The following is a 15,186-nucleotide window of genomic DNA, read 5'->3' on the forward strand; positions in this document are numbered from 1 at the left end:
TGTCCAGGATGTCAGCAGCGCCCCAGACGTACCGAGAAGTCCGACAGCCTCCTAGGGGCGAGCGCCGGCCCTGGGCGGGCTCCGGGCGAGCCCATGCCCCAGCACAGACGCTGTCGCAGTTGTTTGTGGTGTTAGAGCAAACAGCCTGGCCGCCCCGAGCACGGGGGCGGCAGCTCAGTTCAGGGCCGACGGCGGCGCAGCATCAGCCCAGCCAGCGCCAAACCGGCCAACGACAGCGAACCGGGCTCGGGCACGGCCGAACCACTGGTCAGGCTCACATGCAGCGTATAGCTGCCCTCAGCGCTGCCCTCGTTGGTGAGGGCGAAGTCCGCGCTGCACCCCGTGTACTGCAAGCCGCTAATGCCTGTGCCGGCGGGCTGTATCAGACTCTCCCCGGAACAGCCGAAGTCGTCGCCGCCGTTGCCAGCGGACGTCAGCGCCAGGTAGTACACGCCGGTGGTGGGCAGCGTGTATTTGCCCAGGAAAGCGTTGTAGGAAACGGCGTCCATGCCGTTGTTGAAGGTGCCGGGATCGAAGTCGGCGTTGTCACCTTTGGCCAGCAGGTGCCCGTCGGCATCGAACAGCGACAGCACCGAGTCCAGCAGCGTGTCGCCGTTGATGGCGTCATCGTGGTCGGCCCACAGTTGCTGCCCGGCCTGGCCCGTGAAGGAGTACCAGGCCACGCTGTTGAAGCCGGACAGCGTCCCCTGCACGGTGGTGTGCTTCACGCTGTCGGATTCGTAGACGTTGGCATCGGGCGTGATGCCAAAGAACGGATCGAGGTCAACGGCCGACGGGGCGGCGAAGGAGTGTTGGTACTCAGCGCTTGTTACCAGGGTAATCGGCGCTTCTCATAACAACTTCAGGGAGTTGTTGGGCGCAAGAAAGCCATCAACATCACATTCCACTTTTTCGCCCTATCTGAACTCGTGGCGGCTTGTGTCTACATGTACTGGAGTTATAATAAAAATAATCCTCAATAATCTTCGATAAAAGAAACTGCACTCATTTTTTCTTTCCCGGCACCCATGAGGGCTTTGGGGAGCGCGCTTTGGGAGCCCAAGGGCTTGGACCAGCGACACGGCCCCGCTACCGGCCCGGCGGGTGTTAGACGGTCTAACACCCACCCGCGGCGGCGTGTCGCCGCCGGCTCCTGGCCCGGCGTTCTACCGGCCGAGCGCCGGGCCGGGACGCGGAGCGCTACGCCGCTTCGGCGGACACTGGCCTTCTTGCGGCCAAGCGCCCCGGGTCTGCCCCGACGAGCTCAGATCCTGCGCGCCCGCCCGGCCACGGCGCCGGCCCAGCATTGCAGGCCCACGAGCACCCAGAGCGCCGCCAGCGGCACCTGCCATCCACCCGTGGCGTCGTGCAGCAAGCCGAAGCCCACAGGACCCAGGGCCGCGAGGCTGTAGCCCACCGACTGGGCCATGCCGGACAGCGAGGCGGTCTGCAGCGGGTTATGGGTGCGCAGGCTGAAGAAAGCCAGCGAGAGCGCGAGGCTGGCTCCGGAGCCCAGGCCGCCCAGCAGGATCCAGATCAGGGAGGGCGCCGGCCCGGCCAGGCCGATGAAGCCGACCAGCGACAAGGCCGACGCGGCTACTGCGTGCCGCGACTGGCCGCTCGCGCGCGCCGCCACCAGGGGCGCCAGCAGGCTGCCGCTCAGACAAGCCACCTGGTAGAAGAAGGCGTAGGTGCCGGCCGCGGCCGCGGACAGGCCGGCGTCCTGCAGCAGGCTCGGCAGCCAGGCGACCAGTACGTAGAAGGCCAGCGACTGCAGCCCCATGAACAGCGAAACCTGCCAGGCCAGGGGCGAGCGCCAGATCGACACCGGCGCCCGGGCGGACGGCGGCGGTACCGCCGCACCCGCGGCGACGCCGGAGCCCCTGGACACGAGCAGCCACCACAGCCCGGCCAGGGCCGCGGGCACGGCCCAGACCGCGAGCGCCAGGCGCCATCCCAGCGCGCCGGCCAGCGGCACCGCCAGCCCCGCGCCCACCGCGGCCACGCCCGCCAGCGTGGTCACGAAGAGCGAGGTCATGGTGCCGATGCGCCCCGGGAAATCGCGCCGGATGACCGCGGGCACCAGCACGTTGCCCACGGCGATGCCGGCGCCCAGCAGGCCCGCGCCCACGAACAGCCACGCCGTGCCCGGCAGCGAGCGCAACACGACGCCCAGCACCACCAGCCACAGCGAAAACGCCAGCACCCGCTCCAGGCCGAAGCGCCGCGCCAGGGGAGCGGCCAGGGGCGATACCGCGCCGAAGGCGATGACCGGCATCGTGATCAACAGGCCCAGGGCCGACGGAGCCAGCCCCGTGTCAGCCTCGATCTGCTTGATCAGCGGGCCGATGCCCATGAGTGAAGGCCGAAGGTTGAAGGCGATGAGGACCACGCCAACGGCGGGCGAGGCCTGGCGCCAGGGCGCCGGTACAGCTGAGGACATTCAGACGAAACCGCGCGTGCGGAAAACTACGGGGCGGCGATTCTCGCCGCAGCGGCACATGAAAAAAGCGGCCCGAGGGCCGCTTCGTCACTCACTGGTCCACGGGCTGGTCCTCGGCGCGGCTTGCGCCGCCGGCTCCGCGGCCTCTTCACGGGCTGGATCAGCCGCGCTCCGCCGCACCGCCCTGCCCCACCAGCCGCCGCAGCGCCTTCTCCAGCGCGCTCCAGCGCTCGGGCGGCAGCAGCATGGCATCGATCTCCAGCACAGTACGGGCGCCGTCGTGGCGGATCGCGGCCTGCCGGCCCTGCCCCAGGTCCATCCGGCGCTCGGCCGGCGCCGACAGCGCCGGGCTCGCCGCACCGGCGTCCGGGGTGTTAGACCGTCTAACACCCCCCGCCTCGCCCGCGCCGCTGAGCAGCTTGAGCACCTTGGCCGCCGCCAACCCTTCGGCCGCCGCGTGGCTCGCCGCGGCCAGCACGGCCTGCCGGTCGCGCTCCAGCGCGTCCTTGAGCTTCTTGATCCAGCGGAACTGGATGTCGTTCGGTGAGGGGAAGGCGTCGAGCACCGGCTGCGGCAATTGGGCGATGTGCAGCGCGTTGGAGACGTCCCCGGGCGCTCGGCCGATGAAGGCGGCGAGCTGGCGCAGCGACGGGAACATGCCCTCGTCCAACGCCTTCCGGTACATCAAGCCCTGCTCGTAAGCCGAGAGGTTGCGGCGCAACCGGTTCTCGCGCTCCATGTGGCCGAACAGTTCGCGGTCCGACAGGGCCTTGACCACCGCGTTGACCGGCAGTCCCAGCTCCAGGCAGGCACGGTGGCGCCGGTGGCCGAACACGACTTCGTACCGCGCCGCGCCGGGCACTGCGTCTTCCAGCGGCCGCACCAGGATCGGCTGCACGTTGCCGCCGGCGTCCAGGAGCTCGGCCTTGAAGGCCTCGAAGTCCGGGCCCTTGAAGGAGTCGGCATGCCGGTTGGCCCAACGGCTGGGCGCGACCTCCCGCGCATCGAGCTGCAGCGCGCCGCGCTCGCCGGCCAGGCGCGAGACTTCCTGCTCCAGTTCGCCGACCTTCTGGCGCAGCGTGGCGTTGTCCAGGATTTCCATGGTGGTGAGCCCCGGCCCGGTCTTGGGCCGCGCCACCACCGGCGGCACGATGGGCGGGCGCTCCGCCGCAGGAGCCGGTGCCGGCACCGGCTCCTGCGGCGCGCGCGCGGAGCGCGCCGGCGGCAGCACGAAGGCGATGTTGTCGCCCTTGCGTTCCTTGCGGGTGCCACTCATCGCACGGCTCCACGCAACTGGTCGAGCTGCCGGGTCCAGAACAGCTGGCCCTGGTCCTCGATCAGGTCCACCAGCCGGTCGTAGGCCTCGGTGGCGCGCTTGAAGGTGCGCGCGCTGGCATTGGCCACCCGGTCATAGACGGTGCCGAATTCGGCCGAGGAGGTGTTGGCCGCCGCAGTCTTGGGAATCTCCACCTGCACCAGCTTGTCGGCATAGGCGGTGGCCATCCACTTCTTGACCATCAGCCCGGTCTGGTCGGTGCTCTCGACCTTGGTGGGCAGCACGTCGATGAAGCTGAACTTCTTGGTGCCGCCACGCTGGCGGATGAGGGAATTCGTGAGGTCGGAGAACAGGTCCCAGAACTGCGCCGAGCTGGCGAAATCCAGCGCATTGGGCGGCAGCGGCATCACGATGCCGTCGGCGGCCATCAGCGCGTTGATGGTGGTGTAGGAGAGGGCAGGGGGGGTGTCGATGATGATGAAGTCGTACTCCTCGCGTGCCGCGTCCAGCCCCAGGTCCAGCACCTTCCAGAACTCGAAGTTCGGGTTGGCCATCTGCCGCGCCGGCAGCGTGAACTCGGCGCCGAACAGGAAAGGTGCCGCGGCCACGAGGTCGATCCCGTCCCAGTAGGTCTGGCGGATGGCATAGGACACGTCGGCCTGCTCGCCCTTGAACAGCGGCAGCACCGTGTCGCCGATCTCCACCTCCGAGTCCGGCAGGATGCCGAACAGCGTGGTGAGCGATCCCTGCGGGTCGCAGTCGATCAGCAGCACCCGGTGCCCAGCCAGGCTCAACCCCTGCGCCACGGTGGCCGCGGTGGTGGTCTTGCTCACGCCACCCTTGAAGTTGCCGATGCACACCGTCACGGCCGTGGTGCCGGCCGGCCTCAGGTCGCCTTCGCGGGCGACACGCACCCAATGCCGGGCCTCGCCCAGGGTGAACTCGCGCCGCGCGCCACTGGGCGAGAGCGTGCCCACGGGCAGGTCGCCCTTCTTGATGCGGGTGAGCACCTTGGACTTGTCCCAGCCGGTGAGCTCGGCCAGGTCGCCGCTGGAGAAAGTGGGCGGCTGCTTGCGGGAATCGGGCGCCAGCATCGTGCCGCGGATCTGTGACACCACCGCCTTCACCCGCTCCGCCTGCTCGTCGATGGCTTCCAGCGTGATGCCATCGTCTTCATTCAGTACGGTAGTTTCCAAGAGTGCGTTCTCCTGCATCGTCGTTGCGTTGCGCTGAATTGTAGAAGCGATCCTGAAAAATGAGCGGCAACGAATTTTTCAGGAACGAATGACTGCAAAACGCTGGACTGAAGTCATGGAAACGAACTTTCCAAGGGGCCGTTCTTTAAGCAGTCTTTAACCCCTTTAATACCTTTAGGGCTGTGGATAATTGAATTTTATTATTCAAAATCAATGACTTACGTTTGATGACTGTCCAGGGTTTCCCCAGTTTCCGTCCTGGGATTTGACTGAACACGTCCAGCGTCTTGACTGTCGCTGTCCCGCGTTTTGACTTTCCACGAGCCACCAAGGCGCCCGGCACTGTGGACAACTTGGTCGGACGGCGCAGATGGGAGCCCGGTCGGTCATCGGGAAAGGCGGCCAAATGTCCAGCGTTTTGACTATTAAGGGGTATCGAGGCCCGCTTGCCGGTGGTTCCATCGTGTGGACTATGTCCATGGTTGCCTGGACATATACTTTCACGCCATGTCCAAGGGCGTCCAGACGAACCAGCACGAGGTGGCGGCGGAGGTGTTCCGCAAGCCGGCCGCGATCATCGCCATCGTCCCGGCCAACCGGCCACTGACGGTGACCGCGCGCAAGGCCTACAACGTCATGGGCCGCATGGCCCAACGCGCCGGGGACACGGGCGACGCGGGCTACGCCGCGCCGCTGAAAGCCATCCTGCGCGGCTTCGGCGCCGACAGCAACGCGGCCGCGTCGCTCAAGCGTTACCTCGACGAGATGATGACGACCAAGGTCGAATGGCGGCAGCTCTCGTCCGGCGACGTGCCGCCGGACGGGGCGCAAACAGACGCCGGCGAGCGGCTGCTGATGTTCACCCTCGTGTCGCAGGTCGAGATCTACAAGGTCGGGCGCGACAACTGGGTGCGCTGGTGGTACCCGCCCGCCATCCGGCAGCAGATGACGGACCCGGACCGCTGGGCCCAAATCAGCCTGGAGACGGTCGCGCGGCTGGGCACCTACGCGGCGGTGGCGCTGTACGAGATCTGCGTGCGCTACAAAACCACAGGCCGCACCACGCGCCAGCACTGGAGCTGGTGGGTGCCGGTGCTGCGCGGCAGCGACCAGGCCAAGCAGCGCGAGTGGCGCAAGATCAAGAGCGAACTGGTCGTGCCGGCCCTGCGAGAGATCAACGAGCTCAGCGAGATCGAGGTCACGCTGGTCGAGCACAAGGAGCCCGACGGCGTGTATCTGCAGTTCGAGGTGCGCCCGCGCGAGCGGCGCCCGGCCGCGGCGGAAAGCGAGCAGCCGGTGGACGTGGCGCTGGTGACGCGGGCCCTGGGCCTGGGCTTGGCCGAGCGCGACTTCGACGCGCTGGAGGAGCGTTTCGGTGGCGAGGCGGTGGCGCGTGCGCTGGAGTTGCTGGCGCGGCACCTGTCCGGCGGTACGCCGGTGCAGGACCGGCTCTCGCACCTGAAGTGGATCCTGCACGGCATCGCCGACAAGACGCCGCGCCGCCCGGCCGTGCCGGCCACGCCCGCCGAGGTGGCGCATGCGCCGCGGCTGCCGGAGCAGCCAGCTACGGCGGCAGAGGCGGCGGCACCCCGGCAGAGCATCCAGGAGTTCGCCGCGGTGTTCGAGGCGCTGTCGCGGGAAGCGCAAGGCCGCTGGCTGACCGAACTGCGGCGCTGGGTCATCGAGCGCGGCGTGTCCACGCCGCTGATGGTGCGTCGCATCGACAGCGGCGACTGGCGGTCGCCCGTGGTGCTGGCCTGGCTGCAGCGGCTGTTCAGCGAGCGCGGCGAGCCATAGCGGCCGGCCGCGCCGCAGCCCGTCCGCACCGTCTCAACTTATCCACAACCGGCCCGCTGACTCCCGCCGGTTCGCCTTCGGACTCCCGCTTTCCGGCCCTGGGCGTTCGCGGCCCCACGCCCGATGACTCCCGCGCGGCACGCCTTCGGACTCCCGCAAGCCACGCCTCTTGACTCCCTCACCCACGCCTTCCGACTCCCGGGTGGGAGTCAGAAGTTTCAGCCGTGACAGTCACTTGGCTGGCTTGTCCACAGGGCCGAATCTTCTTGAATCTCCTTGAATCCTTCTTGAATCGCCGGACGGCGGGAGTCACAAGGCGTGCCGCGCTTCGAGCGGCACCAGTGCGGGCCCGCACAAGGCAGCCATCAGGAAGCGGCCGGGCAGCCGATCCTCAGACGGCCTTCATGAACCCGTCGCCAAAGACAGGAACAGCCACTGGGAGTCGGAAGGCGAGCCGCTCTTGCCCGCTGACTCCCACCCGCATGCGAAGCCCAGGCAGGGCGCGAGCAGAGGCGGAGAGACTTGGCTTCGGGCCTCTCTGCCCGCAGAGCAGACGGAAAGGCGGGGGTCGAGTCCTGGTTCGCCGCACCCAGGCTTCGCGCTGAGGTGGAACTGCCTGGATTCCCGCGTGCACGCACTGCCGTCCGGGGAAAGTTGAAAACCGACGCGGGGATGACGAAGTAGCTGTCGGACCCGACCAGCTTACGGCCAAGGCTCCGAGACGTTCCCTGGACAGCACTGCGTGCCGACGCGGGAGTCCCCGGGCGTCTGTCCTGGGCGGCGGCTTCGGCTGGGAGTCAGCGGGCGCTACCGGAGGGCAGGGCACCGGGGCCTGGGAGCCAGTGGGCTTGCTGGCCGAACTGCGCCGAGTGGCCGACCATGGCGCCCACCGCGGGAGCCAGAAGGCGTGTCCGCGAGCAAGGCGTGTGTCCACCGGGAGTCAAAGGGCGTGCATCGGGAGTCAGCGGGCGAACCGGTGCGCTTGCGGGCGGTGAAAGCGCCCCGGGACACTGTGTTCACGGCGCGAGCCGGAACCTGGATGCAGGCCTCGAACCGACGCAGGCACGCCTTCCGGCTCCCGCTGCCCGACCGGGTGGCGGGCAGCGGGTTTGCGAGGCCGCGCTTGGCCGCATCGTCTCCAGACTCCCACCGTTGCCCCGACCACCTCCGCACCGCCATGCCCCAGCACCGCACCTCGCCGCCGAACCGGCGCGCACCGTTACCCGTGCAGCCGACGCAACTGCCGCTGTGGCACGAGCGGGTGCGGGGCCTGCCCAATCCCATCGCGCGCTCCTCGCTGTTCACGGTCGGCAACCAGAACGAGCCGCGCAGCTTCTACCGCGAGCACCGCACCATCCAGACGCTGGCCGGCTGGGTGCTGACGATGCGGGGCGAGGAGCTGCGCCAGGACGACGAGGACGTGTTCCTGCAGCTCATGCACCTGGCGCGCTGCCAGCCCCTGGGCGAGGCCGTGAGCTTCACCGCCTATTCCTTCCTCAAGGAGCTGGGCTGGAAGCGCAGCGTCGAGGGCTACAACCGGCTCAAGGCCAGCTTCGACCGGCTGCAGTTCACCAGCATCCGGCTCAGCTCCGACGCCACCAGCGGCGACACCTTCTACCTCTACCAGGGCGCGCTGGTGCGCAAGTTCATGGGCAAGTCGGCCGACAGCGACGAACCCAGGTCCAAGTGGACGGTCTGGCTGGAGCCGGAAATCATCAAGCTCTTCGGGCCCAGCGCTTACACGCAGGTCTGGTGGGAGCAGCGGCTGCGGCTGCGCAGCGCGCTGGCCAAGTACCTGCACAGCTACTTTTCCACCCACGAGGCGCCCTATCCGCTGAAGGTGGAGACGCTCAAGGGCCTGACCGGCTCGCGCGCCGCGCGGCTCACCGACTTTCGCAAGGCGCTGCGCGTGGCGCTGCAGCAGCTCGTTGCCGAGGGCTTCCTGGACGCCTGGACCATAGACGGCTCCGACATCGTCCACGTCACGCGCAGCACCCGGGGCAAGGCCGCCAAGGTGCTGCCCGCGGCCTGAGCGTTCGGCGGCCGCTCCATGCGGGCCGGGAGCGACAGGCTATGGTGGCGGGTTTTGCTTTTGAGACTTTCGCAAGCGCCCCGTCATGCCGCATCTCATTGTCGTCACCGTCCTGTGGGCGTTTTCCTTCAGCCTGATCGGCCAGTACCTGGCCGGGAAGGTGGACAGCGATTTCGCCGTGCTGATGCGCGTGGCCATCGCCGCCGCCGTGTTCGTGCCCATCACCGTCTGGCGCGGCCTGCCGCGGCGGTTGATCGGCGGCTTCTGGCTCGCCGGCGCGCTGCAGTTCGGCATCACGTACCTGTGCCTCTACCGCAGCTTCAACGTGCTGACGGTGCCGGAGGTGCTGCTGTTCACGGTGCTCACGCCGATCTACGTCACGCTGATCGACGATGCGCTGGAAGGCCGCTTCAACCGCCGCGCCCTGCTGGCCGCGGCGGTGGCCGTGGGCGGCGGCGCCATCATCCGCTTCCACCGGCTGGAGGGCAGCTACCTGCTGGGCTTCGTGTTGCTGCAGGTGGCCAACGCGACCTTCGCCGCCGGCCAGATCCTGTGCCGCCACCTGCTGGCGCGCTACCGCACCGAGGTGCCGCTGCACCGCTTCTTCGGCCACTTCTTCCTGGGCGCGCTGGTGCTGGCGCTGCCTTCGTTCCTGCTCTTCGGTGACCTGGGCAAGCTGCCGCAGACGCCCGTGCAGTGGGGCGTGCTGGCCTGGATGGGCCTGTTCGCCACCGCGCTGGGCATGTACTGGTGGGTGCTGGGCAGCACCCGCGTGGACGCCGGCACGCTGGCCGTGATGAACGAGCTGCACGTGCCCGCCGGACTGGTGGTGAACCTGCTGATCTGGAACCGCGACGCCGACCTGCCGCGCCTGGCCGCCGGCGGCGCGGTGATCCTGGCCTCGCTGCTGATCAACCGCTGGGGGCGGCAGCCGGGCGCGCTGGGACTGAGCCGTTGAGGGGGCCCGCCTCGCTCAGTGCGGCACCCAGCGCGCGATGCGCGTGAAGAGCTTGCGCAGGTCCTCGGCCTCGTAGCGGCCCAGGCCCGGGTCGTCGTTGGCCTTGAAGGCCTCGGCGATCTCCTCCCAGTCCTCCTCGTGCAAGTGCTCGCGCGCCAGTGCCAGCAGCGCGCCTTCCTCCAGCTTCATGTGCGCCCACACCGCCTCGGCGAAGGTCTGCACGGTGTCCTGCAGTCCCGTCAGCGCCTCGGGCGCGCCGGCGGCGCAGCGGTCCGCCAGCCGCGTCAGCCGCCGCACGGTTTCGTACTCGACCTGGTGCTGGCGTTCCAGCTCGGCCAGCAGCGCCTGCGCCGCGGGGTGGCGCTGCAGCAGCCGCGCGTGCAGGTGGCGTTCCTCCTTGGGGTGGTGCAGCCGCTCCGGGAAGTCGCGCAGGTACTGCAGCATGGGCCGCAGCGTCGCCACGTCCAGCCGTCCGCCCTGGCGGGCCTCGCTGGCCAGGGCCTGCAAGCCCTTGACCACCACGGCCATCGAGCGGTGCTCATCCATCAGCGCCGTGATGGCGCGCTCGGCCGCCGTCAGCGGCTCGTCGCGCTCGCTGCGCGTCACCAGCACCGGCACGCGCGACTGGCGCAGCACCTTCTCGGTCTGCGAGCCGTACAGCCACGTGCGCAGGCCGTGCAGCGAGTGGGAGGCCATCACGACCAGGTCGCAGCCCAGCTCTTCCACCGCTTCCAGGATGGCCTGTGCCGGCCGGTCCGTGACCTTGGCGTGGCCGGCGCAGGGCACCTGCAGCGCGCCGGCCTCGGCCATGGCCTTGCCCAGCACCGCGGCGCTGTCACCCTGGGCCTCCTGTGCGAACCAGGCGGGATCGAGATCGCGCAGCAGGGCGCCTTCGCCGGTGCCGCCGTAGTCCGGCTCGGCGTGAAGGAAGGTGATGCGTGCTCCCAGCAGTTGAGCAAGGCGCACGGCCTGCGAGATGGTCAAGGTGGACAGCGCGGTGCCATCCACCGGCACGAGCAGGTGGGAATACATGGGAACCCGGTACTTGTACAAACCTACAGTGTGGCCGCTCGCGCGGCACCGGCACTGGATCAGCCTCAAGCCGGGCCGGATGTCCCCCGTCCCGCAGCGGGCGCGCGTGATCTCTGCACGGGGGCTGCCGCGCCGGGCATCCGCCCGGCGCGGGCCGGTGGCTCAGTGCTGCGTCGGCGTATGCAAGAGCACGTTGAGCTGATCGACCAGCGGCGCCCAGTCCGCGTCGTCGTGGAATTCCTCGTTCAGGAACTGCGCCTGCGCGGGGTTCCAGAAAGGGGCGTCCGCCAGCCGCATCTCCTGCGGCAGCGGCCGGTGCAGCTCGATGAAGCGCTCGATGTCGCCGCGCCCGCTGGGCAGGCCGAGCTGGTCGAAGAGGTCCTTCAGGGCGTGGTTGGGAAGTTCCATGCGTTGCCGCCTTTCGCGTGCCGGAGGAGGGGACAGCCGCTTCGGCCTCAGTGCATGCGCACCTGGCCATGGTCGCCCAGGTCCCTGGGCGGCTGGCCCGTGGCGGCTGCGCGGGCCATCTTGTAGAGCTGAACCAGCTTGCTTTCGTGCACGTCCCAGTACTCGGCGTGGGTGATGCGCACGCGCACCAGCACCACGTTCGCGTCGTCCGGGCCGTTGGGGAACCAGGCCTGGTTGGCGGTATTCCACAGCGCGCGGCGCAAGGCCGCGTCCTCCACCGCCTCGGCCAGGCCCGAGACCGAGACGTAGGTGTCGCCGGACGGGTCGGCGTAGGCCACGTTGACCTGCGGCTCGCGCTGCAGGTCGGCGAAGGGCTCGCCGCTGCGCGACATGAAGAAGAACAGCGCGTCGGCCTCGTCGTCGCGGCGGTTCTGCGTGGTCATGGGCCGGGAGTGCAGGTGGCCGTTCTCGTGCCGCGTGGTCAGCATGCCGAAGCGCACGTCCTTGATCAGCTCCCAGAGCTTGGCGATGTCGTTGCTTTCCGGGGTAGAAGGGTGTTGGCTGCCCATGTGCTTGCTTCCTTGTCGTGTTCGGAGATGGCTGAGGGCCGGCAGGCCCGGGAGCCACCCTCGGCAAGGCCCATTCCCGCCCCCGGGCCGGTCCGTCCCGCACCCAGGCCCGGCCGATTCGCGCCTCACAGGAGCTTTTCCATATGACCAGCACCCTCTCGCCGCTGTACCGCGACTTCCGCACCCAGGACGAGATCGACCGCCAGTACAACCCCTCGCTGCTCGTGTCCGACCCCGGCGCCGAGATGCGCCACTACGCCGAGGCCAGCCGCCGCGCGCGCGAGCAGCGGCGCTGCGTGCTGGACCTGCCCTACGGCCCCACGCGGGCGGAGACGCTGGACATCTTTCCCGCCGCGCAGCCCGGCGCGCCGGTGTTCGTCTTCTTCCATGGCGGCTACTGGCGCTCCTTCAGCGCCGCCGATTTCAGCGGTGTGGCGCTGGGGCCACAGGCGCTGGGCATCACCACGGTGGTCGTGAACTACGCGCTGTGCCCGCGCGTGGGCCTGGACGAGATCACGCGCCAGGCGCGCGCGGCCGTGGCCTGGGTGCTGCGCCACATCGGCGAGCACGGGGGCGACCCGGCGCGGCTGGCCATCGGCGGGCATTCGGCCGGCGCGCACCTGGCGGCGATGTGCCTGCTCACGCCCTGGGAGCGCGACTACGGCCTGCCGGACCACCCCTTCGCGACGGCCTTCCTGGCCAGCGGCCTGTACGAGCTGGAGCCGCTGCGCTGGAGCTACCTGCAGCCGATGATCCAACTCGACGACGGCGTGATCCGCCGCAACTCGCCCGCGCGGCTGGTGCGCCGCTGCGGCACGCGCGCCTGGGTCACCTGGGGCGCGCTGGAATCGGCGGAGTTCGCGCGCCAGTCGGCCGCCTTCGCCGAAGCCTGGCAGCACGCCGGCAACCTGGTGGAGCTGCAGCCGGTGGAGCAGGCGCACCACTTCTCCGTGATCCACGGCCTGCAAGACCCCGCGGGCGCGGCCAGCCGCTGGCTGGCGCGGACACTGGGCGTTTGACCCAACGAAGGAGGAGGACCCCGATGAGCACCGAACGCATCGTCACGGAGGAGGGCGCGCAGCTCGACTTCAGCCGCGCCATGAGCTATGGCGACTACCTGCACCTGGACGAGGTGTTGAGCGCGCAGCACCCGCTGTCGCCCGCGCACGACGAGATGCTCTTCATCATCCAGCACCAGACCAGCGAGCTGTGGATGAAGCTGCTGCTGCACGAGCTGGACGCGGCCATGGACTGCGTGCGGCGTGACGAGCTCAGCCCCGCGTTCAAGATGCTCGCGCGCGTCACGCGCATCCTGGAGCAGCTGGTGAGCGCCTGGACGGTGCTCTCCACCATGACGCCGCCGGAGTACAGCGCGATGCGGCCCTTCCTGGCCAGCTCCAGCGGCTTCCAGAGCGCGCAGTACCGCTGCATCGAGTTCGCGCTGGGCAACAAGAACGCGGCCATGCTCAAGCCGCACGCGCACCGCCCGGAGCTGCTGGCGCGGGTGGAGGCCGCGTACCGCGCGCCCTCGCTCTACGACGAGTCGCTGCGGCTGATGGCGCGGCGCGGCCTGGCGGTGCCGGCCTCGCACCTGGAGCGCGACTGGACCTTGCCTTACCAGGCCGACCGCGGCGTGGAGGCGGCATGGCTGGAGGTGTACCGCGACCCGACGCACCACTGGGAGCTGTACCAGCTGGGTGAAAAGCTCACCGACCTGGAAGACGCTTTCCGGCTCTGGCGCTTCCGCCACGTCACGACGGTGGAACGCATCATCGGCTTGAAGCGCGGCACCGGCGGCACCGGCGGCGTGAGCTACCTGCGCAAGATGCTGGAGGTGGTGCTGTTTCCGGAGCTGTGGCAGTTGAGGACGGATTTGTAGGCGCGCGTTTGGGGCCGCGTGCCATGCCGCGTGATGGGCAGGGCCGAGTTCAGCTCAGATACCGCATGCCCAGCTGATCGACCAAGTCCATGATCATTTCCTCCACGCCGGCCTCCAGGAGGCTGCGCGGCGGCGCGGCGGCGCCGATGTGGCCCGCCGGGATCCGATCGGCAAACAGCATCACGGCGCGGCTCTGGTCGAAGAGCCTGGACATCCACAGCAGGCCCTGCGCCTGCGGCGTGCGCTCGTACAGATGCCGTGCCAGCGCGCGCGTGGCCGGGTAGCGCACGGCATTGGTGTCGATGACCTGCCCCCTGGCCAAGCCCACGCGGCGCAGCCCCGTGCTGCTGAAATCGATCAGCCGCAGCGGCTCCCGGCAGCTGAGCTGCGACAGCACCAGCGAGCTGCTTTCGATGTCCGCGCGCCGCAGGTGTGCGCCGGCTGAGGGACAGGGGGTTTCGTGGAACACCGTCTCCATCAGCGCGCCTTCGATCCTGTCGGCCGCGTACATCACCGGCAGCACCGAGGCGTCGGCGCGCCGCAGCGGGCTGAAGCGTGCATTGCCGTCGGCGCTGGGGTTGAAGGCATCGCCGGCGTAGCGGCCAGGATGCACCCGCCACCAGCCATCGAGATTGATCCGTGCGAGGTGAGGCGTGCTTCGAAGGGCGGCGACGAGCTCATCCATGCAGCGCGCCCACGCGGTGTTGCTCCAGCGCGTGCAGTACTGCCTGTGGTGCCTTCTCCAGCAGCTCTCGGGGCCGCTGCCCGTCCAGGTAGGCGTTGGGCGACTCCATCCAGCTTGCGATGCGCAGCGGCGAACCTTCGCCGAAGGCTTCCACGACGCGCTGGATGATGGGCAGCGGCCGAAACATGGCATCGACGGCATAGCGTGGATACCAGTCCCGCCCCTGCCTTGGGATAGAGAACAGGCGCCCCTCGCGTTTCCAGCGGTTGACCCGGGAAGCTGCCGCCCGGCGCTGCGCGGCCGGGAGGTCTTCAATGGCCGCCGGCGTCCCGCAGGCCAGCGCCTCGGCCAATTCGGCCTGCTCGCCCATCTGCTCGGTGCTGAGCCACTGGGCATTCAGGAAGATGTCCTTGAGGGCTTCGGCCGTCATGCGCGCGCGGCGCACGTCCAGCGGCGTGAGCTGTACCCCCTGCAGGAAGTCCTCCACCAGGCGCTCGTGCAACTGCTCGCGCTGGGCCAGCATCCGCTCGGTGGCGATCTCGGCCAAGGCCGATACGGTGCTGCGCAGCGCCTCTTGCCGCGGGCGCAGCCGCTCGATGTCGGCGCTGGAGCGCTGCACCGTCACTTCGAAGGAAATGGATGCGGTGGGCCGTGGCATGGTTGGCGGCGTGTTTTTCGTGTCCATGCTAGCAAAACAATGAAAAACATGAGGCGGTTGCCTTGCCTGCCGCCACGCACCGCCCCATCGCTGCGCCTGACCGTCGCGCCCCCGGCGCTTCAACCCCATGTGTCTTCTGCAGTACAAGGGGCTCGATCTGCGCCGCGTGCAAGCGGCCTGTCTCAGAACGACGCAATCGCCTCGGGCTGCCCGTTCTTGAAGCCGTACACGCTCACCGGCGAGGTCTTCAGGT

The 15,186-nt window shown here is 69.1% G+C and carries 14 protein-coding genes; 5 read left to right on the top strand and 9 right to left on the bottom strand.

Going from position 1 to position 15,186, the window contains the following annotated elements:
* Positions 1-179 precede the first annotated feature (179 nt).
* From Q0741_RS04915 to Q0741_RS04930, 4 genes are all read right to left on the bottom strand, one after another.
* A complete protein-coding gene (locus Q0741_RS04915) occupies positions 180-728 on the bottom strand; it encodes a pre-peptidase C-terminal domain-containing protein (RefSeq protein ID WP_298232076.1) in 549 nt (182 codons plus the stop codon).
* Between the two features lie 536 nt (positions 729-1,264).
* Entirely contained in the window at positions 1,265-2,443 is a 1,179-nt protein-coding gene (locus tag Q0741_RS04920) for an MFS transporter (RefSeq protein WP_298232077.1), read from the bottom strand.
* 160 nt (positions 2,444-2,603) lie between these two features.
* On the bottom strand, positions 2,604-3,719 hold the full coding sequence (locus tag Q0741_RS04925) for a ParB/RepB/Spo0J family partition protein (protein ID WP_298232078.1): 1,116 nt from the start codon (positions 3,717-3,719) through the stop codon (positions 2,604-2,606).
* Positions 3,716-4,915, bottom strand: coding sequence for a ParA family protein (locus tag Q0741_RS04930; RefSeq protein ID WP_298232079.1), 1,200 nt, complete (start codon positions 4,913-4,915; stop codon positions 3,716-3,718). Before Q0741_RS04930 ends, Q0741_RS04925 begins: the two co-directional genes overlap by 4 nt.
* A gap of 507 nt (positions 4,916-5,422) precedes the next feature.
* On the opposite strand from Q0741_RS04930, the gene Q0741_RS04935 reads away from it, so the two are divergent.
* The 3 genes from Q0741_RS04935 to Q0741_RS04945 all read left to right on the top strand — a co-directional run bounded on the left by Q0741_RS04935 (position 5,423) and on the right by Q0741_RS04945 (position 9,702).
* On the top strand, positions 5,423-6,712 hold the full coding sequence (locus Q0741_RS04935) for a replication initiation protein (protein WP_298232080.1): 1,290 nt from the start codon (positions 5,423-5,425) through the stop codon (positions 6,710-6,712).
* Between the two features lie 1,225 nt (positions 6,713-7,937).
* Positions 7,938-8,744, top strand: a complete 807-nt coding sequence (gene trfA / locus Q0741_RS04940) for a plasmid replication initiator TrfA (protein ID WP_298232081.1) — start codon at positions 7,938-7,940, stop codon at positions 8,742-8,744.
* An 85-nt stretch (positions 8,745-8,829) separates the two neighbouring features.
* Positions 8,830-9,702, top strand: coding sequence for a DMT family transporter (locus tag Q0741_RS04945; RefSeq protein ID WP_298232082.1), 873 nt, complete (start codon positions 8,830-8,832; stop codon positions 9,700-9,702).
* A 15-nt stretch (positions 9,703-9,717) separates the two neighbouring features.
* On the opposite strand, the gene Q0741_RS04950 is transcribed toward Q0741_RS04945, so the two are convergent.
* The 3 genes from Q0741_RS04950 to Q0741_RS04960 all read right to left on the bottom strand — a co-directional run bounded on the left by Q0741_RS04950 (position 9,718) and on the right by Q0741_RS04960 (position 11,711).
* On the bottom strand, positions 9,718-10,734 hold the full coding sequence (locus tag Q0741_RS04950) for a universal stress protein (protein WP_298232083.1): 1,017 nt from the start codon (positions 10,732-10,734) through the stop codon (positions 9,718-9,720).
* Positions 10,735-10,896: 162 nt separating this feature from the next.
* Positions 10,897-11,142, bottom strand: a complete 246-nt coding sequence (locus Q0741_RS04955; RefSeq protein ID WP_298232084.1) for a DUF2789 domain-containing protein — start codon at positions 11,140-11,142, stop codon at positions 10,897-10,899.
* Positions 11,143-11,189: 47 nt separating this feature from the next.
* A complete protein-coding gene (locus Q0741_RS04960) occupies positions 11,190-11,711 on the bottom strand; it encodes a pyridoxamine 5'-phosphate oxidase family protein (RefSeq protein ID WP_298232085.1) in 522 nt (173 codons plus the stop codon).
* Between the two features lie 143 nt (positions 11,712-11,854).
* On the opposite strand from Q0741_RS04960, the gene Q0741_RS04965 reads away from it, so the two are divergent.
* Positions 11,855-12,730 (top strand): alpha/beta hydrolase, encoded by an 876-nt coding sequence (locus Q0741_RS04965; RefSeq protein ID WP_298232086.1) that lies wholly within the window; start codon positions 11,855-11,857, stop codon positions 12,728-12,730.
* Positions 12,731-12,753: 23 nt separating this feature from the next.
* Entirely contained in the window at positions 12,754-13,590 is an 837-nt protein-coding gene (gene kynA / locus Q0741_RS04970) for a tryptophan 2,3-dioxygenase (RefSeq protein WP_298232087.1), read from the top strand.
* Between the two features lie 49 nt (positions 13,591-13,639).
* Here the strand turns inward: kynA and Q0741_RS04975 are convergent, their stop codons facing one another.
* Both Q0741_RS04975 and Q0741_RS04980 read right to left on the bottom strand, forming a co-directional pair.
* Entirely contained in the window at positions 13,640-14,275 is a 636-nt protein-coding gene (locus Q0741_RS04975) for an RES family NAD+ phosphorylase (protein ID WP_298232088.1), read from the bottom strand.
* Entirely contained in the window at positions 14,268-14,960 is a 693-nt protein-coding gene (locus tag Q0741_RS04980; RefSeq protein WP_298232089.1) for an antitoxin Xre/MbcA/ParS toxin-binding domain-containing protein, read from the bottom strand. The genes Q0741_RS04975 and Q0741_RS04980 overlap by 8 nt, the downstream gene beginning before the upstream one ends.
* Positions 14,961-15,186 lie beyond the last annotated feature (226 nt).

It is taken from the genome of uncultured Azohydromonas sp., from assembly GCF_937926365.1.
In the GTDB taxonomy this organism is placed as follows: domain Bacteria; phylum Pseudomonadota; class Gammaproteobacteria; order Burkholderiales; family Burkholderiaceae_C; genus Azohydromonas.

Coding starts and splice junctions, on each gene's coding strand:
- Q0741_RS04920 (WP_298232077.1), bottom strand. CDS start 2,443: ATGTCCTCAGCTGTACCGGCGCCCTGGCGCCAGGCCTCGCCCGCCGTT.
- Q0741_RS04925 (WP_298232078.1), bottom strand. CDS start 3,719: ATGAGTGGCACCCGCAAGGAACGCAAGGGCGACAACATCGCCTTCGTG.
- Q0741_RS04935 (WP_298232080.1), top strand. CDS start 5,423: ATGTCCAAGGGCGTCCAGACGAACCAGCACGAGGTGGCGGCGGAGGTG.
- Q0741_RS04945 (WP_298232082.1), top strand. CDS start 8,830: ATGCCGCATCTCATTGTCGTCACCGTCCTGTGGGCGTTTTCCTTCAGC.
- Q0741_RS04950 (WP_298232083.1), bottom strand. CDS start 10,734: ATGTATTCCCACCTGCTCGTGCCGGTGGATGGCACCGCGCTGTCCACC.
- Q0741_RS04955 (WP_298232084.1), bottom strand. CDS start 11,142: ATGGAACTTCCCAACCACGCCCTGAAGGACCTCTTCGACCAGCTCGGC.
- Q0741_RS04960 (WP_298232085.1), bottom strand. CDS start 11,711: ATGGGCAGCCAACACCCTTCTACCCCGGAAAGCAACGACATCGCCAAG.
- Q0741_RS04965 (WP_298232086.1), top strand. CDS start 11,855: ATGACCAGCACCCTCTCGCCGCTGTACCGCGACTTCCGCACCCAGGAC.
- kynA (WP_298232087.1), top strand. CDS start 12,754: ATGAGCACCGAACGCATCGTCACGGAGGAGGGCGCGCAGCTCGACTTC.
- Q0741_RS04975 (WP_298232088.1), bottom strand. CDS start 14,275: ATGGATGAGCTCGTCGCCGCCCTTCGAAGCACGCCTCACCTCGCACGG.
- Q0741_RS04980 (WP_298232089.1), bottom strand. CDS start 14,960: ATGGACACGAAAAACACGCCGCCAACCATGCCACGGCCCACCGCATCC.